At 70.4% G+C, this 21,795-nt stretch carries 23 protein-coding genes; 8 read left to right on the top strand and 15 right to left on the bottom strand.

The genetic code is table 11. The features are described from left to right. Positions 1 to 9: 9 nt before the first annotated feature. The 9 genes from ACIHFB_RS03500 to ACIHFB_RS03460 are packed head-to-tail and all read right to left on the bottom strand — an operon-like array spanning position 10 to position 8,758. Positions 10 to 1,383 (bottom strand): FAD-binding oxidoreductase, encoded by a 1,374-nt coding sequence (locus tag ACIHFB_RS03500; protein WP_400125037.1) that lies wholly within the window; start codon positions 1,381 to 1,383, stop codon positions 10 to 12. Beyond that, positions 1,380 to 2,486 (bottom strand): acyl-CoA dehydrogenase family protein, encoded by a 1,107-nt coding sequence (locus tag ACIHFB_RS03495; protein ID WP_365269379.1) that lies wholly within the window; start codon positions 2,484 to 2,486, stop codon positions 1,380 to 1,382. Before ACIHFB_RS03495 ends, ACIHFB_RS03500 begins: the two co-directional genes overlap by 4 nt. After that, positions 2,483 to 3,484 carry an ABC transporter substrate-binding protein gene (locus ACIHFB_RS03490; protein ID WP_365269376.1) on the bottom strand — a complete coding sequence of 334 codons (1,002 nt, stop codon included), beginning with the start codon at positions 3,482 to 3,484 and terminating at the stop codon, positions 2,483 to 2,485. Before ACIHFB_RS03490 ends, ACIHFB_RS03495 begins: the two co-directional genes overlap by 4 nt. Before the next feature lie 10 nt (positions 3,485 to 3,494). After that, positions 3,495 to 4,592, bottom strand: coding sequence for an LLM class flavin-dependent oxidoreductase (locus tag ACIHFB_RS03485; RefSeq protein WP_365269373.1), 1,098 nt, complete (start codon positions 4,590 to 4,592; stop codon positions 3,495 to 3,497). 40 nt (positions 4,593 to 4,632) lie between these two features. Beyond that, entirely contained in the window at positions 4,633 to 5,601 is a 969-nt protein-coding gene (locus ACIHFB_RS03480; protein WP_365269371.1) for an ABC transporter substrate-binding protein, read from the bottom strand. Further along, complete coding sequence (locus tag ACIHFB_RS03475; RefSeq protein ID WP_365269368.1) at positions 5,598 to 6,314, bottom strand: ABC transporter ATP-binding protein; 717 nt, start codon at positions 6,312 to 6,314, stop codon at positions 5,598 to 5,600. The genes ACIHFB_RS03480 and ACIHFB_RS03475 overlap by 4 nt, the downstream gene beginning before the upstream one ends. A gap of 4 nt (positions 6,315 to 6,318) precedes the next feature. Then, on the bottom strand, positions 6,319 to 7,209 hold the full coding sequence (locus ACIHFB_RS03470; protein ID WP_365269365.1) for an ABC transporter permease: 891 nt from the start codon (positions 7,207 to 7,209) through the stop codon (positions 6,319 to 6,321). Continuing rightward, entirely contained in the window at positions 7,206 to 8,045 is an 840-nt protein-coding gene (locus ACIHFB_RS03465) for a sulfurtransferase (RefSeq protein ID WP_365269362.1), read from the bottom strand. The genes ACIHFB_RS03470 and ACIHFB_RS03465 overlap by 4 nt, the downstream gene beginning before the upstream one ends. Then, a complete protein-coding gene (locus ACIHFB_RS03460; protein WP_365269359.1) occupies positions 8,042 to 8,758 on the bottom strand; it encodes a lysophospholipase in 717 nt (238 codons plus the stop codon). The genes ACIHFB_RS03465 and ACIHFB_RS03460 overlap by 4 nt, the downstream gene beginning before the upstream one ends. A gap of 335 nt (positions 8,759 to 9,093) precedes the next feature. On the opposite strand from ACIHFB_RS03460, the gene ACIHFB_RS03455 reads away from it, so the two are divergent. Further along, positions 9,094 to 9,942 carry a LysR family transcriptional regulator gene (locus ACIHFB_RS03455; RefSeq protein WP_365269356.1) on the top strand — a complete coding sequence of 283 codons (849 nt, stop codon included), beginning with the start codon at positions 9,094 to 9,096 and terminating at the stop codon, positions 9,940 to 9,942. Between the two features lie 34 nt (positions 9,943 to 9,976). Here ACIHFB_RS03455 and ACIHFB_RS03450 read toward each other — a convergent pair whose 3' ends face one another. From ACIHFB_RS03450 to ACIHFB_RS03425, 6 genes are all read right to left on the bottom strand, one after another. Further along, entirely contained in the window at positions 9,977 to 10,366 is a 390-nt protein-coding gene (locus tag ACIHFB_RS03450) for a MarR family winged helix-turn-helix transcriptional regulator (RefSeq protein ID WP_400125036.1), read from the bottom strand. A 53-nt stretch (positions 10,367 to 10,419) separates the two neighbouring features. Next, positions 10,420 to 10,770: a VOC family protein gene (locus ACIHFB_RS03445; protein ID WP_365269350.1), complete on the bottom strand. Its 351-nt coding sequence runs from the start codon at positions 10,768 to 10,770 to the stop codon at positions 10,420 to 10,422. A gap of 144 nt (positions 10,771 to 10,914) precedes the next feature. Next, positions 10,915 to 11,946 carry a LacI family DNA-binding transcriptional regulator gene (locus ACIHFB_RS03440; RefSeq protein WP_365269348.1) on the bottom strand — a complete coding sequence of 344 codons (1,032 nt, stop codon included), beginning with the start codon at positions 11,944 to 11,946 and terminating at the stop codon, positions 10,915 to 10,917. Continuing rightward, a complete protein-coding gene (locus tag ACIHFB_RS03435; RefSeq protein ID WP_365269345.1) occupies positions 11,943 to 12,848 on the bottom strand; it encodes a carbohydrate ABC transporter permease in 906 nt (301 codons plus the stop codon). The genes ACIHFB_RS03440 and ACIHFB_RS03435 overlap by 4 nt, the downstream gene beginning before the upstream one ends. After that, on the bottom strand, positions 12,845 to 13,768 hold the full coding sequence (locus ACIHFB_RS03430; RefSeq protein ID WP_365269342.1) for a sugar ABC transporter permease: 924 nt from the start codon (positions 13,766 to 13,768) through the stop codon (positions 12,845 to 12,847). Before ACIHFB_RS03430 ends, ACIHFB_RS03435 begins: the two co-directional genes overlap by 4 nt. Beyond that, entirely contained in the window at positions 13,765 to 15,093 is a 1,329-nt protein-coding gene (locus ACIHFB_RS03425) for an extracellular solute-binding protein (RefSeq protein ID WP_365269340.1), read from the bottom strand. The genes ACIHFB_RS03430 and ACIHFB_RS03425 overlap by 4 nt, the downstream gene beginning before the upstream one ends. A 182-nt stretch (positions 15,094 to 15,275) precedes the next feature. On the opposite strand from ACIHFB_RS03425, the gene ACIHFB_RS03420 reads away from it, so the two are divergent. The 7 genes from ACIHFB_RS03420 to crcB (ACIHFB_RS03390) all read left to right on the top strand — a co-directional run bounded on the left by ACIHFB_RS03420 (position 15,276) and on the right by crcB (ACIHFB_RS03390) (position 21,780). Then, positions 15,276 to 17,297, top strand: a complete 2,022-nt coding sequence (locus ACIHFB_RS03420) for a beta-galactosidase (RefSeq protein WP_365269338.1) — start codon at positions 15,276 to 15,278, stop codon at positions 17,295 to 17,297. Between the two features lie 118 nt (positions 17,298 to 17,415). Continuing rightward, positions 17,416 to 18,975, top strand: a complete 1,560-nt coding sequence (locus ACIHFB_RS03415; protein ID WP_365269336.1) for an arabinogalactan endo-1,4-beta-galactosidase — start codon at positions 17,416 to 17,418, stop codon at positions 18,973 to 18,975. A gap of 181 nt (positions 18,976 to 19,156) precedes the next feature. Further along, positions 19,157 to 19,444 (top strand): helix-turn-helix domain-containing protein, encoded by a 288-nt coding sequence (locus tag ACIHFB_RS03410; protein WP_365269334.1) that lies wholly within the window; start codon positions 19,157 to 19,159, stop codon positions 19,442 to 19,444. Positions 19,445 to 19,479: 35 nt separating this feature from the next. After that, positions 19,480 to 20,442 carry an SMP-30/gluconolactonase/LRE family protein gene (locus ACIHFB_RS03405; RefSeq protein ID WP_365269331.1) on the top strand — a complete coding sequence of 321 codons (963 nt, stop codon included), beginning with the start codon at positions 19,480 to 19,482 and terminating at the stop codon, positions 20,440 to 20,442. Between the two features lie 140 nt (positions 20,443 to 20,582). Then, a complete protein-coding gene (gene crcB, locus ACIHFB_RS03400) occupies positions 20,583 to 21,032 on the top strand; it encodes a fluoride efflux transporter CrcB (protein ID WP_365269328.1) in 450 nt (149 codons plus the stop codon). After that, positions 21,029 to 21,409 carry a DUF190 domain-containing protein gene (locus ACIHFB_RS03395; RefSeq protein WP_400125035.1) on the top strand — a complete coding sequence of 127 codons (381 nt, stop codon included), beginning with the start codon at positions 21,029 to 21,031 and terminating at the stop codon, positions 21,407 to 21,409. The genes crcB (ACIHFB_RS03400) and ACIHFB_RS03395 overlap by 4 nt, the downstream gene beginning before the upstream one ends. Then, on the top strand, positions 21,406 to 21,780 hold the full coding sequence (gene crcB / locus ACIHFB_RS03390) for a fluoride efflux transporter CrcB (protein WP_400125034.1): 375 nt from the start codon (positions 21,406 to 21,408) through the stop codon (positions 21,778 to 21,780). Before ACIHFB_RS03395 ends, crcB (ACIHFB_RS03390) begins: the two co-directional genes overlap by 4 nt. Positions 21,781 to 21,795: the final 15 nt, after the last annotated feature.

Here is a 21,795-nt window from a genome sequence, read left to right as displayed (position 1 = left end):
CCGTCGCGGTCAGAGCCCCTTTCCGGGGTTGAGGATCCCCCGCGGATCGAACACCTCCTTGAGCCGCCGCTGCAATCCGTGGGCGGCGGGCCCGAGTTCCTCGGCGACCCACTGCCGCTTGAGCACCCCCACGCCGTGCTCACCGGTCAGCGTCCCGCCCAGCCGCAGTGCCAGCGCGAAGATCTCGCCCGCGGCCTCCCACGCCGCGTCCGGCAGCCGGTCCAGGGCCGGGTCCACGACGACGATCGGGTGCAGATTCCCGTCCGCGGCGTGCGCGATGGTGTAGACGGGAACGTCGTGACGTGCGGAAATGGCCCGGATTTCGCGTACCGCAGCCGCCAGCCGGGAGCGCGGGACCGCGATGTCCTCGATCAGCGGACGGCCGAGCCGCTCCAGCGCGGGCAGGGCCAGACGCCGAGCGGCGAGCAGCGCCTCGGCCTCGGCCGGATCCTGTGTCGTCGCCACCTCCACGGCCGGCGGTGCCAGCAGCCGCGCGACCGCTGCCGCCTCCGCCGCCGCGCCCGCACCGTCGCACTGCACCACCAGCAGCGCGGCGCCCCGCTCCCGCAGCGCGGGGTCGACGGCGTGCAGCACGGGCCCGTCGACCAGCTCCGCCAGCGCGGGCTCGACCCCGGCCCGGGCGATGGCGTACGAAGCCTCCGCGGCCGCCTCGAAGGAGTCGAAGTACGCGGCGAGCGTGGCCGTCGCCACCGGCACGGGCCGCAGCCGAAGCGTCGCCGAGGTGATCACCGCGAGCGTGCCCTCCGAGCCGGTCAGCAGACCGGTGAGGTCGTATCCGGTGACGCCTTTGACCGTACGGCGGCCTGTGCGCAGGACCGTTCCGTCGGCCAGGACCGCCTCCAGTCCCAGCACACTGTCCCGGGTCACCCCGTACTTCGCGCAGCGCAGCCCGCCCGCGTTGGTCGCGATGTTCCCGCCGATCGTCGAGAGCGCCGCGCTCGCCGGGTCGGGGGCGTACCGCAGACCGTGCGGACCCGCCGCCCGGTCCAGGTCGGCGGTGATCACACCCGGTTCGACGACGGCGAGCTGGTCGTCGGCCGACAGTTCGAGGATGCGGTTCATCCGGGACAGGTCGAGGACCAGGGAACCCTCGTCCGCCGTGGCCCCGCCGGACAGTCCGGTGCCGGCACCGCGCGGCACCACCGGCACGCGCAGAGCATGCGCGTGCCGCAGCGTGACGGTCACGTCCTCGGTCCGCCGGGCGTGCACCACGGCCAGGGGGTCGCCGGCGGGGCGGGTGCCGGAGCGGTCGGTGGCGTGCGCGGCCAGGGCGGCCGGGTCGGTGGTGAGCCGGTCGGGTGGCAGATCGCGGGCGAGCAGTCCGAGGAGCTGCGCGGACGTGGTCGTGGGAGGTGCGGTCATGGGTTGAGCGCCTTCGTTCCGATCGCGAGGAGGGAGATGTCCTCCTGGGGTGCGTGCACGGGTGCGCACTGGATGTCGCGGAAGTGCCGCTCCAGGGGATTGCCGCGGGCCAGGCCGGGATTTCCCAGCAGGCGTACGGCCAGTTCCACCGCCCGTACGCCGTGCCGGTCGGCCAGCACACGTGCGCCGAGGGCCTGTTCGGGGGTGTACGCGGAGTCGCCGGCGTCGAGTTTCGCGGCGCCGGCGAACACCAGGTGCTCGGCCGTGGCGAGCAACAGCTCGATCTCACCGGCCGTCCTGCGGAAACGTTCGGTGCGGGCCACCGGATGACCGAGGTTGGCGGGCACGCGCGTGTGGGCGAAGGTGTGGAAGAAGGACTGCGCGGCCCGGGCCACCCCCAGGTACAGGGCGGCGAGCGGGAGATGCAGGGCCGCGCCCGCCCGATTGTCCTGCTCCGCCGCCGGTCCGTACGGACCGAGCCCGACGACGTGCTCGTAGGGGATCTCCACGTCCCGGAACTCCACGTCGTGGCTGCCGCTGGCGCGCAGGCCCAACTGGTCCCATCGGGCGGTGATCCGGAAGCCGGGGGAGCCGCCCGGCACCAGGAAGGTGCCCACCCGTGGCTCGGGTTCGTCGGTGGTGGCCCACACCAGGAACCAGTCGAGTCCCTCCGCGCCGGTCACGAAGCGCTTGTGTCCGCTGATCGCCCAGCCGGCGCCCGTGCGCTGGGCGATCGTGGCGGGCAGCCCGCCCCGGGCGGGGGAGCCCAGATCGGGCTCCACGCGCGCGTGGTTGATGAGCACCGGACGTTCCCGGGACTCCTTCAGCACGCGCGCGTACAGGTCGTCCGGCCAGTGCGGCTGTGCGGCCTGCCGGGTGTGCGTGGCGAGGGTCATGGCCGTGATCAGGGCGACGGAGGGGTCGCCCTGCCCGAGCGTGTGCAGGATGCGCGCGGTCTCCTCGACTCCGGCGCCCCGGCCGCCGTACTGCTTCCCGACGGTCGCCGTGAGGAGCCCGGCCTCGTGTGCGATCCGGAGGGACTCGGTGGGGAAGGCGCCCGTACGGTCGTACTCGCCGGCCAGTTCGGCGATGGGGGCGATCACAGCGCCTGCTTCAGGTCGGCGTCGAGGTCGGTGGTCCAGAACGACTTCACATCCAAGTGCGACTTCAGCGCCCCGAGTTCGGCGAAGGCATCCGCCACCTTCTGCTGTGACGCGATCGCTGCGTCGTCCACCGTCCTGGCCTGCGTCGGACGTTGTGCCTGGGCGTCCACGAAGTCCTTGCGCGCCTGGACGACCGGCTGATGCGTGGTCTGCGCGATCACCTCGGCGAACTCGCTCTCGTGCCCGTCCCTGACATACGCGTACGCCTTGGTGATCCGGGCGATCAGATCGGCGGTCGCGGCCTGCTGGGCGGGGCTGCCGAGCACACTGTCGCGCGCCGACCACAGGAAGTTGCCCGACAGGATGTCCCGGCCCGTGCCGACCGTGACGGCGCCCTGCTGGTGGGCGGTGATGATCGAGGTGCCGTAGGAGGCGAAGGCGTCGATGCCGCCGCCGTTCAGGGCCGCGAGGCCGTCGTTGGGGAGCAGCGGCTTGGCGTCGATGTCGGACCACTTCAGGCCCGCCTGCTTCAGCAGCTGATAGAGGAAGTAGTGGGCGGTGGTGTTCTGGACGTAGCCGACCTTCTTGCCCTTCAGGTCGGCGATGCCGGTCACCTTCGAGCCCTGGGGAACGACGACCTCCTGGTTGAGGGTGGCGCCGCGCTGCACGGCGACGACCTTGAAGTTCGGCTCGCCGTCGGCGGCCGCGAAGACGGGCGGGATCTCGCTGGACGAGGCCACGTCGAGCGCTCCGGCGCGGATCGCCTGGAGCTGCTGGTCGCCGCCCTGGAACAGGCTCCACTTCACGTCGTAGGGCGTGTCGTCGAGGTGGGCGAACTTCAGGATCGCCTCCTCGACCTTCCAGCCGGTGGCGCCGACGCGGAGGGTCACGGAGGAGACGTCGGAGGGGGACTCGGCCTGGGCCTGGCTGCCGCAGGCGGCGGTGAGGGCGAGCAACAGGGCGGCGGCGGACGTGCGCAGAGCGCGGGAGAACAACACGGCAGCTCCATCAGGCGGCTTGGGTCGTGGCGCGGTGGGCGAGCTCCTGCCGCACCAGCGGAAGGACGTGACGGGCGTAGTCGATCGCGTCGTTGAGCGGGTCGTAGCCGCGGATCGAGAGCAGGTCGCAGCCGATGTCGACGTAGTCGAGCAGCGCCTTGGCGACCGTCTCCGGAGAGCCGACCAGTGCGGTCGACGCGCCGGCCGCGTTGGTGGCGACCGCCGGGGCCGTCCACAGGCAGCGGTCGTGGACCTCGCCGCGCTCGGCGATGTCGAGCAGGCGCTGCGAGCCGACGTTGGCCGGGCGCCCGGTGGTGCGGTAGTGGCGCAGCAGCTCCGTGCCCGCGGTCTGCTCCTTCAGGACGCCGAGAGTGCGGTGCGCCTTCTCCCAGGCCAACTCGTCGGTGGGCGCGATGATCGGGCGGAACGAGACCCAGATCCTGGGGTGCGGGCGCCCGGCGGCATCGGCGACGGCGTTGACGGCGGCGATCTGCTCGGCCGTCTCCTTCAGCGGCTCGCCCCACAGCCCGAAGATGTCGCCCTGCTGACCACCCACCCGGTAGGCGTCCGGCGAGGAGCCGCCCACCGAGATCGGGACCAGCCCGTTCACGGGCTTCACGTCCGAGGCGTAGCCCTCGAACCTGAAGTACTTGCCCTCGTGGGAGACGGGCCCTTCGGCCTGCCAGACCTTCCTGAGGATCTGGATGTATTCGTCCGAACGCTCGTACCGTTCCGCCTTGTTGAGGTAGTCGCCCTCGCGATGCTGTTCCTCGTCGCTGCCGCCGGAGATGATGTGCACCGACAACCGGCCCCTGCTGATCAGGTCGAGGGTCGCGAGGGCCCGGGCCGCGTGCGTGGGGAAGATGACGCCGGGCCGGTGCGCCAGGATCGGGCGGATGCGTTCGGTGTGGGTGGCGACGAACTGGGCCACCTGGAAGGCGTCCGGGGACGCCGAGTGGTAGGCGACCAGGGTGTGGTCGAAACCGCCGTCGTCCAGGGCCCGGGCGTACTTGCGCAGAAAGTCCGGGTCGAAGCCGGTCCGGCTGCTCGCGGAGGGGCTGTTGGTGCCGGAGTCGGTGTGGACGGCGCTGATGAACTCGACAGGCATGAGCAACTCCAGTCGGCTGCTTGAGGGAGGATTGGGTCGGCTACTTGAGGAGGGAAGTGTCGGCCGACTTCGCCACGTCGACGTTCGGTTCCAGGACTCCGATGCCGTTCATGAGGTCGGCGACGCCCTGCACGGTCGTGGTCACGTCGTCATCGATCGGCAGGACCTGGCTGTACGCCGCCGAGGCCAGCGTCTTCGCCACGGAGGCGTCGGCGCCGTTGCGGGTCTCGATGGCCTTCGCGTAGTCGTCCTGGTGGGTGCTGGTCCACTTCAGGGCCGTACCGAGGCGCTTCAGGAAGTCCGCCAGCGCGGCCTTCTTCGCGGAGTCGCCGAGGGCGTTGTCGGAGGCGTTGATGAAACCGATTCCGCTGACCCGGCCGTCCGCGCCGTCGACGAGGAGCTTTCCGCCCTGCTCCAGTCCGACGGCCTGGTAGACACCGAAGGTCGCCCAGGCCTTGATCTTCCCGGAGGCGAAGGCGGCCTGTGCGTCGGTGGGCAGCAGGTACTGCACCTGGACGTCCCGGTAGCTGAGGCCGTTCTGCTTGAGGACGTTGGCCAGCAGGTACTCCGAGATGCTGCCCTTGGCGGAGGACACCACGACCTTCTGGCCCTTGAGGTCCTTGACGCTGTCGATGCCGGAGTCCTTGCCGACGACGATGCCGACATGGGTGCCGTCGTTCTTGAGCGCGGCGACGTTCTTGATCGCCACCCCGCCGCTGAGTGCTTGCAGCGCCGGCAGATCGGCGGAGTAACCGGTGTCGGCGGCGCCCGCCTGCACGGCCTGATAGAGCGGGGCGGCGCCTTCGAACTCGGCCCACTTCACCTGGTACTCGGCGCCCTTGAGCGCATCCGACGCGGCGATGATCGTCTGGAGGGTCTTTGCCTGGTCGCCGATGGTCAGGATGGTCTGCTTCGACGAGGAGGCGTCCGCCGAGGAGTCCGCGCCGCAGGCGGTCAGCGCCAGCAGGGCGGAAAGGCTCAGCGCGGCGGCTGCGAGTCGGCGTATCACGAGGGGGTTCCTTCCAGGGTGCGGGTCACGCCGAGCCAGTTCAGGAGGCGGGCGCGCAGGGTGACGAACTCGGGGGCGGTGAGGTCGCGGGGGCGGGGCAGGTCGACGGTGAGTTCGTGGGCGATGCGGCCCTCGTCCATCACCAGGACGCGGTCGGCGAGCAGCAGCGCCTCCTCCACGTCATGGGTGACGAGGAGGATCGCGCAGCCGTGTCGCTGCCACAGCTCGGCGACCAGCTGCTGCACCCTGCCCCGGGTCAGCGCGTCCAGGGCGCCGAACGGCTCGTCCAGGAGCAGCAGTTCGGGCTCGCGCACCAGGGCGCGGGCCAGCGAGACCCGCTGGGCCTGGCCGCCGGAGAGCGTCTTGGGCCACACGGTCGCCCGGTCCGCGATGCCGACCTCCTCCAGCGCCCGCCCGGCGAGAGCGCGGTCGGGTCGGCCGGGCAGACCGAGGACGACATTGCGCCACACCTTCAGCCACGGCAGCAGCCGGGGCGACTGGAACGCGGCGCTCCGGCGGGCGGGCACCGTGACCTCGCCGCCGATCTCCTCGTCGAGTCCCGCCAGGATCCGCAGCAGCGTCGACTTGCCGCAGCCGCTGTGTCCCAGCAGAGCCACGAACTCGCCCTCACGGATGTCGAGATCGAGGTCGTGCAGGACGGTGGTGTCGTCGAAGGCCCGCGAAAGGCCCCTGATTTCCACACTGTTGGCCATGGCGCTATGCCTCGCCCTCGAAGTTGGCCCGCCAGGTCAGCAGGCGGCGTGACAGGATCCGGACGGCGAAGTCGCAGGCGAGACCGAGCAGTGCGTACACGACGAGGCAGAGCACGATGACATCCGTACGGAAGTACTGCTGGGCGTTGCTCATGAGGTAGCCGAGTCCGGCGTCCGCGTTGACCTGCTCGGCGAAGACGAGCGCGAGCCATGCGGTGGACAGGGCGTACCTCAGGCCCACGAGTGCCCCGGGCAGCGCGCTCGGCAGGATCACGTACCGGATCAGCCCGAGCCTGCTCAGCCCCATCATCCGGGCGGCTTCGACGAGTTGGGCGTCCGTGGAGCGGATGCCGCCGTAGATGTTGAAGTACAGCGGATAGGTCACCCCGAGTGCGACGAGGGCGACCTTCGGGGTCTCCTCGATGCCGAACCAGACGATGAACAGCGGGATCAGCCCCACCCAGGGGATCGCCCGGAACATGCCCATCGAGGAGTCGATGACGTCCTCGCCGAGCCGGAACAGTCCGGCCAGCAGCGACAGGCTCAGCGCGATGGCCGCCCCGATCAGGAATCCGGTCGCGGCGCGGCGGCCGGACGCGGCGATGGCGCTCGGCAGTTCGCCGTTCCGCGTCAGGTCCACGGCCTGCTTCAGCACGTCCATGGGAGACGCCAGCACGGTTTCGGGGAGTACGCCGGTGGCCGAGGTCAGGAACCAGAGCAGAACCAGGCCGACGGGTCCGGCGGCACGGCGGACGGAACGCGGGACGGTGACACGGCGGGTGCTCCTGGTCGTGCCGCGGATGGTGACACGAGTGGCCGGAGGAGCCTCCACGGCAGGCGTGGGCTGCTGCGTGGGCACCGCCGTGTCCGCCGTGTCCAGGGGGTTCGTCGTCATGGCTGATCTCCCTTCGCGGCGGGGCGGGCGGGATCGGCGGACCAGGCGGACCAGGACCCGGGGAAGAGCGCGGCCGTGAACCCCGCGATCTCCAGCGCGGCGATCTGGTGGGCGGCTGTGACGCCCGAGCCGCAGTACGCCCCGATGCGACCGGCCGCATCTGCGCCCAGTCCCTCGAAGCGCTTGCGCAGCACAGCGGGCGGCTGGAAGGACCCGTCGGCCGCGAGGTTCCCTCCGGTCGGCGCCGAGACCGCGCCCGGTATGTGTCCGGCCCGCGGATCAACCGGTTCGATCTCGCCGTGATAGCGTTCCGCGGCTCGCGCGTCCAACAGCAGCCCGGACTCGGCGAGTTCGGCGACACCGTCAGCGTCCGTGACGGGCAGGGCACCCGTCCGCAGGACCACATCCCCGGGCCGCGGGGCGGCGGGGAGCCCGGTCGCCAGTGGCAGCCCGGCCGACCGCCAGGCGCCGAGCGCCCCGTCGAGCAGCGTCACGTCCGCGACCCCCGCCCACCTCAGCAGCCACCAGGCCCGTGCCGCGGCGGTGTTGCCCGAGTCGTCGTAGACGACCACGGGCTGCCCCTCACGGAGCCCCCACCGGCGTGCCGCGCGCTGGAGGTCGGCGCTTCCGGGCAGCGGGTGCCGTCCGCCCTCCGCGCTCGGCGGCGCGGCCAGTTCGGCGTCCAGGTCGACGAAGACGGCGCCCGGTATGTGTCCGGCGGCGTAGTGGTCGCGGCCGTGCGGATCGCCCAGCGCCCAGCGGACGTCGAGCACAGCAGGCGGCTGCGCGGAGGCGAGCAGCTCGCGCAGTCGGGCGACAGTGGTGGTCACGCTCATCCCACGACCTCCGCGATCACCGGCAGTTCGGAGGACAGCCGCAGCCGCTCCAGGAACAGCACGACCGAGGCGGCGGCGGTGCGGTGCAGCGCGTCGTTGAGCACGTCGTGCCGGCCGCCGTGGAAGGTGATCGTCCGTACCCCCGCGTGCCCTTCATAGGCGCTCAGTGCCTCCGTCACCGGGCTGACGGCGTCGTCCGTGCCGTGCAGGGCCAGTACCGGGACGTTCACTCGGTCGAGGTGGAGCGCGGGCAGCTCCGGCGTCTTGTCGAGCGCCCCGCGCCGGAAGTGCGAATCCTCCGTGAGGCGTGCCTGGTGCGTGGGGCAGGCGGTGCGGGCTTCGACCTCGTCCTGCCAACTGCCGGAATTCCAAGGGGTGGTGGGCAGACCGGCCAGGATCAGCGCGTCGACACCGACGGTCCGCTCCGCGGCCAGCTGAGCCGCGAACAGGGCACCCGTGTCCGAACCGACCAGCACCTTCGGGCCGGGCAGCGACTCGTCGGCCAGGACCTTGGCGGCCAGATCGAGCACGGACGGATCGGCGGTCGGATCACCGAGGGCGCGCACCCGGTAGGCGTCGAAGGCGAGACGGCGGCCGAACCGCTCGTACACATCGCCGTGTTCGCCCCGCCCGGCCAGCACGACGAGCGTGCCGCGCGCGGCGAGACCTTCGGGTTCGTCCCAGGAGAACAGGGGGGACTGCGAGGAGGGCATGAGGAAGTACTCCCGTTTTTCGGGCAGCGGACATCCGTGCGGAAGAGGGCAGACCAGGGCAGATGACGACGCCTGTCACCCATCGGCGGACAGGAGGCGCGACCGGCTCAGGGCCGGGAGGGGGATACCGGTGTACGGCGGGTGATCAGCGACAGAGCGCGCTGCACGCCACGCCGAAGTCGATGACTCGGCGCTGCGTCAGAAGGGCAGCGGAAGCGGTCGCGTGCAGCATGCGGACATCATGACCGGCCCCGGGGGACCGCGTCCAACGAAGATTCCGCATCGAAACCGATCAGGAATCGCGATCGGTTCCGTGAGCGGCTACCGTCACCTGCATGTCCCGACCCGTCCTCGACCTCGTGGCCCTGCGCAGTCTGACCGCGATAGCGGACTGCGGCGGCTTCCACCGTGCGGCCCGGACGCTGGCACTGAGCCAGTCCGCGGTGAGCCAGCACGTCCGCAGACTGGAGAAGACGCTCGGGCGGCCGATCGTCGAACGCGAAGGGCGCGGCACCCGCTTCACGCCGGAGGGGCGCCGGCTCCTGGAGCAGGCCCGCCGGATTCTCGCCGTGCACGACGAGGCCGTCCGCACCCTGCTCGACGTGGACGCGGACACCGTCACCGTGGGCACCACCGAGCACGCGGCCGACCAGTTCCTGCCCCGGCTGACGGCCGCCGTCCAGCAGGTGCGCCCCGGCTGCCGGGTCCGCTTCCGCATCGACCGCTCCGCCCGGCTCGTCGAGGCCGTGGAACGTGGCAGCGTCGACGTCGCGGTGTACGTCACCGAGGCCGCCGCCACCGAGGGCACGTCCGTCGGCGGGCTCCCGCTCACCTGGCACGCCGTCCCGGGCTGGGCGCCGCCGGCCGCGCCCGCTCCGGTGCCGCTCGTCGCCATCGAGGATCCGTGCGCGATCCGCCGCCGGGCCATCGCGACACTCGCCGCGCACGGCGTGCCCGCCGCGGTCGTCGGCGACGCCGGATATCTCGCGGGCGTCCTGGACATCGCCCGCACCGGCCAGGGTGTGGCCCTGCTCGCGGCGGTCGGTCCGGCCCCCGACGGACTGGCGCCCTACGACGGTCTGCCCCCGGTCAACCCCATCGCGATGAGCGCCCTCGCCCGGCCCGGCGCGGACCCGGCGACGGCGGAGGCCGCCGTCGCGGCCGTACGGGATCTGCTGCGCTGACGCGCCGCCGAGTCCGTACCGTGCCGGTCCGGTGTCAGCCGGCCAGCATCCGGGCCAGCACCTGCCGCTGAAGTGGCAGCGCCTCCGAGTGCAGGTCGCGGCCCTTGCGGGTCAGGGCGACCCAGACGCCGCGCCGGTCCTCGACGCACATGGAGCGCTCCACCAGGCCGTCCTTCTCGAGTCGGCCGATGAGCCGGGACAGCGCGCTCTGGCTGAGGTGGACGCGTCCGACCAGGTTCTGCACCCGGCAGTGGTCGCCCTCCCCGGTCGACTCGGAGGCGAGCATGTCGAGGACCTCGAAATCGCTCGCCCCGAGCCCGTGCGGATGCAGCACGCGATCGATCTCGCACATCGTGCGCGCGTGCACCGACAGGATGTCCCGCCAGCGTTCCTCGAGCCGGGCCTCGGCCGTGTCGACTGCCATGTACGCAATGTTAATGCACATGCATCAACAGCTGAACGTGCTCGACGGTGGACTCAGGCCGAGGCGTCCTGGAGGAGCCCGACCAGGTTGCCGTCCGCGTCCCGCACGAAGGCGATGAGCCGTCCGCCGCCGACGTCCTGGACGTCCTGGAGCAGCTCCGCGCCGGCGTCCAGCAGGGCCGCGAGGCGGGCCCTGATGTCGGTGACGGTCCAGTACGGGACCGGCCCTGTCATCCCCTTCGCGTGACCGTTCGGGTCGAGGCCCACGTCCTGGCCGGCGGCCTTGAAGCCCACGTAGTAGGGCTCGTCGGCGTACGGCTCCACCTCCAGCAGCGCGCTGAACAGGGCCTTCGCCTTGGCGATGTCCTTGACGGGATACATGATCGTGTGGAGACCGGCGGTCATGACGTACTCCTTCGAAGCGTGGGCCGACGAGGTGCGTCGGGTTCGTGCCGAGGTTTTCGGCACTGGTCTCACGCTAGGACGGGGGAGCGGTGGTCGGCTTCTTCGATCCTGATCGGTTGCTCCGGTCCGCTCCCCGCGACCTGGTCACGTCGAGTCCCGCTTCACCAGTTCCGTCGGCAGAATCACCGCCGCCGGGTCCTCGCCCCCGATCTGGGCCAGCAGCACGCGGACCATCTCGGCGCTGATGCGGTCGTAGGGCTGCCGGATGGTGGTGAGCTGGGGGCGGGCCGCCAGCGCGGCGGACGAGTCGTCGAAGCCGCCGACCGCGACATCCTGCGGCACCCGTCGCCCCGCCCGCTCCAGTGCCGTCAGCACGCCCTGCGCCATCAGGTCGGACGCGACGAACACGGCGTCCATGTCCGACGCCTGCGTGAGCAGCCGCTCGGCGCCCGCCTCACCGCTCGCCCGGCTGTAGTCGCCGGAGACGATGAGGCGCTCGTCGACGCCGACACCCGCCTCGGTGAGTACCTCCTTGTAGCCCGCGAGGCGCTCGACACCGCCCGGGGTGTCGAGCGGACCGGTGACGACACCGATGCGCCGGCGCCCCAGCGACAGCAGGTGCCGCACCATGTCGCGGGCGCCGTCCCGGTCGTCGGCGGCCACGTAACTCACCTTGGAACCCAGCCCGATCGGCTTGCCGCACGCGACCAACGGCACCCCGGCCTCGCGCAGTTCCTCGGCGACGGGGTCACCGGAGTGGCTGGAGACCAGCAGTACCCCGTCGACGTGACCGGCCGTGATGTACCGCGTGATGCGCCGCCGTTCGTCGTCGGTGCCCGCCAGCATCAGCAGCAGCGGGATGTCGTGCGCGGCCAGCGCCTGGGTGCAGCCGCGCAGCAGCACATTGAAGTTGGGGTCCTCGAAGAACCTCTCCTGCGGCTCCGTCAGCAGGAAGCCGATGGAGTCCGAACGCCCGGTGATCAGTGAGCGGGCGTGCCGGTTGACGACGTAACCCGTCTTGCGGATCGCGGCGTTGACCGCTTCCTGGGCGGTCGGGCTGACGTAGTGCCCGCCGTTGAGCACACGCGAGACGGTGCCCCGTGAGACCCCTGCCTCGCGCGCCACGTCGTGGATCGTCGGCGGTTTCCGCCGGCCCCCCGTATTGCTCATGGTCATGACTTTACGGCTCCGGAGAGCAGATCGAGGCTCCAGAACCGCTGGATGACCAGGAAGAGCGCGACCAGCGGGATGACCGCGAGAAGCGCGCCGGTGATCACCAGGGTGTACAGCGCCGGGGTGTTGGCGCCCTGTTCGAGGAGCGTGAAGAGACCGAGCGTGATCGGGAACTTCTCGTCGTCGCTGAGCATGATGTACGGCAGCAGGAAGTTGTTCCACACGGCCACGAACTGGAACAGGAACACCGTCACCAGCCCCGGCACCATCATCGGCAGCGCGACCCGGGTGAAGATCCGCCACTCGCCCGCGCCGTCCATCCGCCCGGCCTCGACCACATCGGTCGGTACGGCGGCGGTGGCGTAGATCCGGGCCAGGTAGACGCCGTAGGGCGACAGGATCAGCGGCAGCAGCACGGACAGGTACGAGTCCGTGAGGTCGGCCTTCGCCAGCAGCAGGTACTGGGGGATGGCGAGGATCACCGGCGGCATCAGCACGCCCGCCAGCAGCACGTTGAAGATCGTCTCCTGGCCGCGGAAGCGGTAGATCGCCAGCGCGTAGCCGCTGAACGCCGACACGACCGTCGACAGCAGGGCGCCGACACCGGCGTACAGGGCGGAGTTGCCCATCCACTTCCAGTACACGCCGTCGCGGTAGGCGTTGAGGTCCTTGATGTTGTCGGCGAAGCCGCTGCCCGGCAGGAAGGTGAAGGTGGAGAACAGCTCGCTGCCGGACTTGGTGGCCGCGATCACCACCCAGGCGACGGGCAGCAGACAGTAGATCGCGCCGATCAGCAGCGTGATCGTCGGCACCAGCGCGATCCGGCGCCGCAGCGGCGGACCCTGGGTGGTGCCGGGCGTGGTGCCCGCGGTGGGCGAGGCCTTGCGGACGGCAAGAGAACTCATCGTGCTGCCTCCTGCTTGGTACGACGGTTCGCTGCCCGCAGGAAGCCGAAGGACAGGACGAGGGTGACGAGGGCGATGATCACGGCCTGGGCGGCGGCCGAGTAGATGTCGCCCTTGCCGAAGGCGTCCACATACACCTTCATCAGCGGACTCCAGGTCGTGCTCACGGAGTTGGTCAGGGGTTTGAGGGTGGTCGGCTCGTTGAACACCTGGAGCGTCGCGATGATCGAGAAGAAGAAGGTGAGCACCAAGGAGGGCGCCACCATCGGAATCTTGATCCGCAGCGCGATCTGGAGCGGGGTGGCGCCGTCCAGCCTCGCCGCCTCGTACACCTCGACCGGGATGGCCTGGAGCGCGGTGTAGATGACGATCATGTTGAAGCCGGTGCCGCCCCAGACCGCGATGTTCGACAGGGCGATGTACAGCGGACCCCCGTCGAGCAGGTCGGGCTGCGGCATACCCAGCTTGTCGAGCACGAAGTAGAACGGGCTGACGTCCGGCAGATACAGAAAGCCCCACAGCAGCGCCGCCACGACACCGGGAATGGCGTACGGCAGGAAGATCGCGAGCCGGGTGAAGGGGGCGAGCCGCACCTTGTCGGTGTCCAGCATCAGCGCGAACAGCAGGGCGAGGCCCAGCATCACCGGGACGACGATGCAGCCGTAGCCGAGCACGCGCAGCGCGCCGGCCACGAGTTCGCTGTCGGTGAGGGCGTCGGTGTAGTTCTCCACACCGGCCCAGACCTCCGAGCGGGCACCGGCACCGAGGCCGAGACCCGAGACCTTCACCTTGCGGAAGCTGAGCCACAGCGCGTACCCGATGGGCAGCGCGAAGAACAGGAGGAAGAGAACGACGGCCGGGAGGAGGAAGGCGTACGGGGCCCCCTTGACCCCGTACGACTTCCGGCGTGCGCTGGTCACTCGGAGACTCCGAAGCCCTGCTTCTTCAGGTCGGCGACCGTGTCGTCCTGCATCGTCTTCAGGGCGGCGGCGAAGTCCGACTTGTTCTTGGCGGCGGCGCCGAACGCGTCCTTGAAGGTCGTGTAGGCGACGTTCACGTTCGGGCCCCACGCGGACGGCGCGGTCGTCCCGGCGATCTTGGCGGCCTCGGTGTAGAAGTCGGCCTGGTTGGAGAAGTAGTCCGGCGGGGTCTGGAAGGCGCCGCTGAGCTGGGCGGATGTGGAGGCCGGGTAGATGCCGCCCTCCTTCGCCAGCGCGTTGAGGGCGTCGCCGTCGGTGTTCAGCCAGGCGGCGAACTTCGCGGCGGCCTCCTTGTGCTTGGAGTCCGTGGTGACGCCGGTGGAGGAGCCGCCCCAGCTGCCGGTGACGTTCTCGCCGGCGGACCACTGGGGGAGCGGGGCCATGGCCCACTTGCCCTTGGTGTCGGGCGCGGCCGTCGTCAGGGTGCCCGGCGCCCACACGGCGGAGACCCAGGCGATCTGCTTGCCGGTGTTGAGCGCCTTGTTCCAGGCCGGGGTGTACATCGGCTGGTTGTCGATGGCGCCCTCCTTGACGAGGCCGCCCCAGAAGTCGGCGACCTTCTGCGTCGCCGCGTCGTCGATGCCGACCTTCCACTTCTCGCCCTCGGTGGTCCACCACTTGGCGCCCGCCTGCTGGGCGAGGCCCGCGAACAGACCGGAGTCGTTGGCGGAGAACGTCGTGAGGTCCGTGTCCGGGTCCGCCTTCTTCAGCTTGCGCGCGGTCTCGGCGAACTCGTCCCAGGTCGTCGGAACCGTCAGGTCGTACTTCTTGAACAGGTCCGCGCGGTAGTAGAACATCATCGGCCCGATGTCCTGGGGGACCGCGTAGACCGCGTCCGTGCCCAGCGTCGTCTGCTGCCAGACACCGTCGGCGAACTTGCTCTTGGCGTCGCCGACATCGCCCGCTATGTCGGCGAGCGCGTCATTGCTGACCAGGGTCGGCAGCGCCTGGTACTCGGCCTGGACCAGGTCCGGCGCCTTGCCCGCCTTGTGCGCGGTGAGGATCTTGGTGACCAGTGTGTCGCCGGACGCCTGCTTCTTCACCGTGACGGTGATCTGGTCCTTCTTGCCCTGGCCCTTGTTCCACAGGTCGACGACCTTGTCCATGCCGGGCGTCCAGGTCCAGTACGTCAGCGAGACCGGCCCCGATTCGGTCTCGCTGTCGTCCTCGGACGAACCGCAGGCGGCGAGGGCGGTGGCGCCAAGTGTGACGGCGACCGTCGTGGCTGCGATTTTCCCGAGCCGCCGGCGCTTTGTGTTCGGCATGGATCTCTCCCCTGACCTGGGTCCTCGCCCGTCGCAAGGACCTGCCACGCTTCTGTGAGCGTTCACAGTAGAGAAACATCCCGGACACTTGTCAATGGTTGTTGCTGTGCGGTTATGTTGGGCTCGAAGCGCCGCCGTTGTGTGTGCACGTTCCCAAATGATCGATAAATCGGGAGAGATCGATGCCGGAGACCAACCCCAGGGGCCTTACCGGGCTCGCCTTCGGTGGGGACTACAACCCCGAGCAGTGGCCGGAAAGCGTCTGGCCCGAGGACGTCCGGCTGATGCGGGAGGCCGGCGTCACCATGGTGAGCGTCGGAATCTTCTCCTGGGCCCTGCTGGAACCCTCGCCCGGGGAGTACGACTTCGGCTGGCTCGACCGTGTGCTCGACCTGCTGCACGAGAACGGCATCCGCGTCGACCTGGGCACGCCCACGGTGGCCCCGCCCGCCTGGTTCTACCGGGCGCACCCCGACGCGCTGCCCGTGACCGCGGAGGGCGTGCGCTACGAGTTCGGCTCCCGTGCCGCGATCTGTCACAGCAACTCCGAGTACCGCGCGGCCGCCGCGCACATCACCACGCGGCTCGCCGAGCGCTACGGCGACCACCCGGCGCTGGCGATGTGGCACGTGCACAACGAGTACGGCGTCCCGGTCTCGTCCTGCTACTGCGACTCCTGCGCCGCCCACTTCCGGCGCTGGCTGACGACGACGTACCGGACGGTCGACGCGGTCAACGAGGCCTGGGGCACGGCCTTCTGGGGCCAGCGCTACGGGGACTTCGAGCAGATCAACCCGCCGCGGCTGGCCCCCACGGTCGGCAACCCGGCCCAGGCGCTGGACTACAAGCGCTTCGCCGACGCCACCATGCGCGAGAACTTCGTGACGGAGCGGGACATCCTGCACCGACTGTCACCCGGCATCCCGGTCACCACGAACTTCATGACCGCGCTCAGCCAGTGCGACTCCGTCGACTACTGGGCCTGGGGCCGCGAGGTCGACATCGTCACCAACGACCACTATCTGATCACCGACGGCCGCCGCACCCACGTCAATCTCGCGATGGCCGCCGACCTCACCCGCTCCGTCGCCGACGGCGCCCCCTGGCTGCTCCTCGAACACTCCACCTCGGGCGTCAACTGGCAGGCCCGCAACCCCGCCAAGGCCCCCGGCCAGATGGCCCGCAACTCCCTCGCCCATGTGGCACGCGGCTCCGACGGTGCCCTGTTCTTCCAGTGGCGGCAGTCCCGGCGCGGCGCCGAGAAGTTCCACTCGGCGATGCTGCCGCACGGCGGCACCAGCACCCGCGTATGGCGGGAGGTCGTCGAACTCGGGGCCTCCGTCGGCTCGTTGAGTCCGCTCCGCGGCACCCGCACACAGGCCGACGTCGCCGTCCTGTGGGACTGGCACTCCTGGTGGGCGCAGAACCTCCAGTGGCGCCCCACCGAGGACCACGACGCGCGCGAGCGTGCCGACTCCTTCTACGAGGCCCTCTTCGACCGCCATCTCACGGTCGACTTCGCCCATCCGGAAGCCGACTTGTCGAGGTATCCCCTTGTCGTCGTGCCCGCCCTGTACCTGATGACCGAGGCCGCCGGGAACAACCTGCGCGAGTACGTCGAGAACGGCGGCACCCTCGTCGTCTCGTACTTCTCCGGCATCGTCGACGAGCACGACGCCGTGCACGAGGGCGCCTGTCCGGGCCCGCTCAGGGACGTCCTCGGGCTGACCGTCGAGGAGTTCGCACCGCTCCTCAAGGGCGACACCGTCCGTATCACCGGCCCGGACGGCTCCGAACTCACCGGTGACGTGTGGACCGAGTTCGTGGTGCCGGGCGACGCCGAGACCGTGTGGACGTACGCCGAGGGCCTCACGGCGGGCCACCCGGCCGTCACCCGGCACCGCCTCGGCGAGGGCACCGCCTGGTACGTGTCGACCCGCCTCGACGCGCACGGCCTGGACGCCCTGCTGGGCTGGGCCACCGAGGACGCCCGCATCGCACCGCGCGCCGACCTGCCGCACGACGTCGAAGTGGTGCGCCGCACCGGCGAGTCGGGCACGTTCCTGTTCGCCATCAACCACAGCCCGTCCGACGCCAAGGTGCCGCTGGAGGCACACGGCACCGAACTGCTGACGGGCGAACGCGCCGCGGGCCGCCTCGCGGTCCCCGCGGGAGCCGTGCGGGTCGTACGACTCGACGGCTGAGCCGACTCCCCTCCGCCCGCGCGTGCCACGAGAGCCGCGGGCGGAGGGGGACCCCTCACCTCCTTGGCGAGGGGCAGCACCACCATCCCCATTCACGTCGAAGGGACGACGGACGACGATGTTCCATCCCAGACGCACCCTGAGAGCCCTGCTGCTGCCGCTCGCCGCCGGACTCGCCCTCACCGCCCTGCCCGCGCAGACCGCGCAGGCGGCAAGCACCCTCACCAACACCGGGTTCGAATCGGACGGTGCGGGAGCCGCCACACCGGCCGGCTGGTCGGAGTACGGCAGCACCGGCGCCTCGTACGTCGAGGCCGGCGGCCACAGCGGGAGCTACCGCCTGAGCCACTACTCGTCCGCCGCCTACAAGGTGGAGACGTACCAGTACCTGTCCGGGCTGACCAACGGCGCCTACAAGCTGACTGCCTGGGTCCGCTCCGGCGGTGGGCAGAACTCCGCGTACATAGCCCTGAAGAACTGCGGGAGTTCGGAACAGCGCACCGACCTTCCGGTGTCCGCCAGCGGGTGGATCCGGATCGTCGTGCCGATCAATGTGACGAACAACCAGTGCACCATCAGCATCAACAGTGACGCGAACGCGGGCAACTGGATCAATGTTGACGACCTGAGCTTCGCATCGGGTACGTCCAGTACGTCGATCCATGGCGCCGACATCTCCTCGATCGCCAAGAGCGAGGCCAAGGGCGGTGTCTACAAGAACAGCTCCGGCACCACCGGCGACGCCCTCGCCATCCTCAAGTCGAACGGCATGAACTACGCGCGCCTGAAGGTCTGGGTGAACCCGGCCGACGGCTACAACAACAAGACGCGCGTGCTGGCGACGGCCAAGCGCATCAAGGCCCAGGGCATGAAGCTGCTGGTCGACTTCCACTACTCGGACATCTGGGCCGACCCGGGCGTCCAGACCAAACCGGCGGCGTGGGCGGGCCACTCGTACAGTCAACTCAAGACGGACGTGTACAACCACACGTACGACGTGTTGAACGCGTTGAAGGCGCAGGGCACCACCGCCGACATGGTCCAGGTGGGCAATGAGATCAACGGTGGCATGCTGTGGTCCGAGGGTTCCACGGACAACTGGACGCAGCTGGCCGGTCTGCTCAACTCCGGCTACGACGCCGTCAAGGCGGTCAACTCGTCCACCACGGTGGCGCTGCACCTCGCCAAGGGCGGCGACCTGTCCGGCACGCGCTGGTGGTTCGACTCGGCCGTCTCGGGCGGCGTGAAGTTCGACGCGATCGGCCTGTCCTACTACGGTTACTGGCACGGTTCGCTCTACGACTTCCAGACGACCCTGGACGATGCGGCTGCCCGCTACGGCAAGCCGGTCTTCGTCGCCGAGACGGCCTACCCGTTCCGTCTCGACAGCGAGGACTCGCTCGAGAACATCATCGACGTGAGCGGTGAACTCGTCTCCGGTTACCCGGCCTCGACGGCCGGCCAGACCAGGTGGATGAAGGACATCGCAAGCATCGTGGAGGCCGTCCCGAACGGCCGTGGCCTCGGCGTCTTCTACTGGGAGGCAACCTGGACCGCGGTGACCGGCAACGGTTGGGACCCCACCGACGCCGCCTCCGGCAACGGCTGGGAGAACCAGGCCCTGTTCGGCTACGACGACAGGGCGCTTCCGGCGATGGCATGGTTCAGCCACCGCTGAGAGCGTGACAAAAGGGGCCCGGCCGCCGTGTGCGGCCGGGCCCTCCCGACCGGGTGCGGCTACGTGCCGAGCGCACGGACGTTCCATGTCGGACAAACGTGGCGAAGTCCCGGACGGGACGCCCCGGTCTGCGCAAGAGTGGGAACACGCGGTCCGAGGAGGCCTGGACGGAGGGGACGAGATGTTGAGGACTCCCGTCAGTGAACGGCGGCTGGACATCCTGGAGTGGCTCAAGGACCCGGCCGCGCACTTCCCGCCGCAGCGGCACGCGGACCCCGTCGAGGACGGAGTCACCGCGGTCGCCGTCGCCGCGAAGCTCGGCGTGTCACGTCAGGTCGCGGAAACCCATCTCGGCCTGCTCGCCGCCATCGGCCTGGTGCGCACCAGGAGGATCCGGCTGCGCACCTACTACCGGCGCGACGAGATGCGGATCGCCGAGGTGGCGCGGATGTTCGAGAAGGGCTGGTAGCGGCGTACACCTCCGACGGTGAAGGGCAGGCACGCATGGACCGTCCCACCGCTCTCGTCCCCCGCCACTACGTCGCGATCGGCGGCCGCGGCCCCGAAGACGTGGTGGCCGACGCCCGCGGCCGCGTGCTGACCGGCGTCGAGGACGGTCGTATCCTGCGCCTCGACGGACTCACGGAGCCGTCCGCCGCGCGCGTCGAGGTCCTCGCCGAGACCGGAGGCAGGCCGCTCGGGCTCGAACTCCTCACGGACGACGCCCTGTTGGTGTGTGACGCCGTGCACGGGCTGCTCCGCGTCGGACTCACCGACGGAGTCGTCCGTATCCTCGTCGACTCGGTGGCGGGGGAGCGGCTGGGGGTGTGCAGCAATGTGATCGCCCTGTCCGACGGCAGCGTCTTCTTCACCGTCTCCAGCCGCCGTTACCGCTTGGAGCACTGGATCGGCGATCTCGTCGAGCACACCGGAACGGGCCGCCTCCTGCGCCTCGCCCCGGGCTCGGACACGCCCGAAGTGCTCCTGGAGGGCCTCCAGTTCGCCAACGGGCTCGCCGCCGCCGGCGACGAATCGTTCCTGGTCGTCGCCGAGACCGGTGCCCGCCGCCTCACCCGCTACTGGCTCACCGGGCCGAAGGCGGGACGCCCCGAACCGTTCGCCGAGGACCTCCCCGGCATGCCCGACAACATCTGGCGCGCCGGACCGGAAGGGCCGGTGTGGGTGTCCCTGGCCGGACCGCGTGTCCCTCCGCTCGACCTGCTGCACCGCGCCGCCCCCGCGGTCCGCCGCGGCGCCGCGCGCCTCGCCGTGCGCGCCCCGTACCGCCCGACGGGGTGGGCCGGAGTGCTGGCGTACGACGACGAGGGTGCCGTCGTGCACCACCTCACCCGCCGCCACTCGCGCTTCCGCATGGTCACCAGCGTCTGCGAGACCGACGGCCATCTGATCCTCGGCAGCCTGTGGGAGCGGGGCGTGGCCGTGTGCGAGGCGCCGGTCACGAAGTGACCCCGGCGAACGGCCGGAGTTACGCTGATGGCCGGCCGCGATCACTTCTCGCGGCACGGCGGTGGGGCCCGCCTTACTCGAACCGCGGCACCGGTGCCGCCAACGGTCCCTACTGGAGACCGCAGTAGGAGACGCGCGACATGACAGCCCCCAGGACCGCAAGCCTCCGTACGCCACGCCGGATCGCCCTGCGCGGTCAGGCGCCCGTCGTCGCGGTGATCGCGCTCGGCGGAGCCATCGGCGCGGTGGCGCGCTACGCGGTCTCCCTCTGGTTGCCCGCGCACTCGGGCGCGTTCCCTTGGGCGACCTTCTGGACCAACGTCGTCGGCTGTGCCGTGATCGGCGTCTTCATGGTGGTGATCACCGACATATGGGCTGCTCACCGCCTGGTGCGCCCCTTCTTCGGCACCGGCGTGCTCGGCGGATTCACCACCTTCTCGACGTACGCCGTCGACATCCAGAAACTGGTGGACACAGGCCATCCCAGTACCGCACTGGCCTACCTCGCAGCGACCCTGCTCGCCGCGCTCACAGCGGTGTGGCTCGCGGCCACGGCGACGCGCCGGGTGCTGAAGTGGAGGCAGTCATGACGAGGCTGACCGGCGGTGCTCTACGGGTGACCGTCTTCATCGGCGAGAACGACACCTGGCACCACAAGCCGCTCTACACGGAGATCGTGCACCGGGCCCGCGCGGCCGGTCTCGCGGGTGCCAGCGTCTTCCGCGGCATCGAGGGTTTCGGCGCGTCCTCCCTGATCCACACCTCGCGGCTGCTGTCCCTCAGTGAGGACCTGCCCGTCGCGATCGTAATCGTGGACAGCGAGGCGCGCGTCCGCGGGTTTCTGCCGCAGCTCGACGAACTCGTCTCCGAAGGACTCGTCATCCTCGACGACTGCGAGGTCATCCGGTACATCGGCCGCGACACCGGATCGGGTGAATCGGACGCGAAGGGTGAGAAGTCGTTGTGAACTGGCTGCTGGTCGTCGCGGGTGCCATGGTCGGCGCCCCGCTCCGCTACCTCACCGACCGCGCGGTGCAGTCCCGACACGACTCGGTGTTCCCCTGGGGCACCTTCGCGGTGAACGTCGCCGGCTCCCTGATCCTCGGCCTGCTGACCGGCGCGGCGGCGGCCGGCGTCGCGAACTCCCACGTCCAGCTGCTGCTCGGCACCGGTCTGTGCGGGGCCCTGACGACGTACTCGACCTTCTCGTACGAGACCCTGCGGCTCACGGAGACCGGGGCGGGGCTCTACGCCGCCGCCAACGTCGCCGGGAGCGTGGCGGCCGGGCTCGGCGCGGCGTTCGCCGGGGTGTGGATCGCCCGGACGGTGTGGGTGTAGCTCCCGGGATCACAC

The organism is Streptomyces sp. NPDC051963 (genome assembly GCF_044593495.1).
Classification (GTDB): Bacteria; Actinomycetota; Actinomycetes; order Streptomycetales; family Streptomycetaceae; genus Streptomyces.
Note: the sequence above shows the minus strand (reverse complement) of the source record. Positions and strands in the feature narration are given on the sequence as shown.

Coding starts and splice junctions, on each gene's coding strand:
- ACIHFB_RS03500 (WP_400125037.1), bottom strand. CDS start 1,383: ATGACCGCACCTCCCACGACCACGTCCGCGCAGCTCCTCGGACTGCTC.
- ACIHFB_RS03485 (WP_365269373.1), bottom strand. CDS start 4,592: ATGCCTGTCGAGTTCATCAGCGCCGTCCACACCGACTCCGGCACCAAC.
- ACIHFB_RS03475 (WP_365269368.1), bottom strand. CDS start 6,314: ATGGCCAACAGTGTGGAAATCAGGGGCCTTTCGCGGGCCTTCGACGAC.
- ACIHFB_RS03470 (WP_365269365.1), bottom strand. CDS start 7,209: ATGACGACGAACCCCCTGGACACGGCGGACACGGCGGTGCCCACGCAG.
- ACIHFB_RS03465 (WP_365269362.1), bottom strand. CDS start 8,045: ATGAGCGTGACCACCACTGTCGCCCGACTGCGCGAGCTGCTCGCCTCC.
- ACIHFB_RS03460 (WP_365269359.1), bottom strand. CDS start 8,758: ATGCCCTCCTCGCAGTCCCCCCTGTTCTCCTGGGACGAACCCGAAGGT.
- ACIHFB_RS03455 (WP_365269356.1), top strand. CDS start 9,094: ATGTCCCGACCCGTCCTCGACCTCGTGGCCCTGCGCAGTCTGACCGCG.
- ACIHFB_RS03450 (WP_400125036.1), bottom strand. CDS start 10,366: ATGGCAGTCGACACGGCCGAGGCCCGGCTCGAGGAACGCTGGCGGGAC.
- ACIHFB_RS03445 (WP_365269350.1), bottom strand. CDS start 10,770: ATGACCGCCGGTCTCCACACGATCATGTATCCCGTCAAGGACATCGCC.
- ACIHFB_RS03440 (WP_365269348.1), bottom strand. CDS start 11,946: ATGACCATGAGCAATACGGGGGGCCGGCGGAAACCGCCGACGATCCAC.
- ACIHFB_RS03435 (WP_365269345.1), bottom strand. CDS start 12,848: ATGAGTTCTCTTGCCGTCCGCAAGGCCTCGCCCACCGCGGGCACCACG.
- ACIHFB_RS03425 (WP_365269340.1), bottom strand. CDS start 15,093: ATGCCGAACACAAAGCGCCGGCGGCTCGGGAAAATCGCAGCCACGACG.
- ACIHFB_RS03420 (WP_365269338.1), top strand. CDS start 15,276: ATGCCGGAGACCAACCCCAGGGGCCTTACCGGGCTCGCCTTCGGTGGG.
- ACIHFB_RS03415 (WP_365269336.1), top strand. CDS start 17,416: ATGTTCCATCCCAGACGCACCCTGAGAGCCCTGCTGCTGCCGCTCGCC.
- ACIHFB_RS03410 (WP_365269334.1), top strand. CDS start 19,157: ATGTTGAGGACTCCCGTCAGTGAACGGCGGCTGGACATCCTGGAGTGG.
- ACIHFB_RS03405 (WP_365269331.1), top strand. CDS start 19,480: ATGGACCGTCCCACCGCTCTCGTCCCCCGCCACTACGTCGCGATCGGC.
- crcB (WP_365269328.1), top strand. CDS start 20,583: ATGACAGCCCCCAGGACCGCAAGCCTCCGTACGCCACGCCGGATCGCC.
- ACIHFB_RS03395 (WP_400125035.1), top strand. CDS start 21,029: ATGACGAGGCTGACCGGCGGTGCTCTACGGGTGACCGTCTTCATCGGC.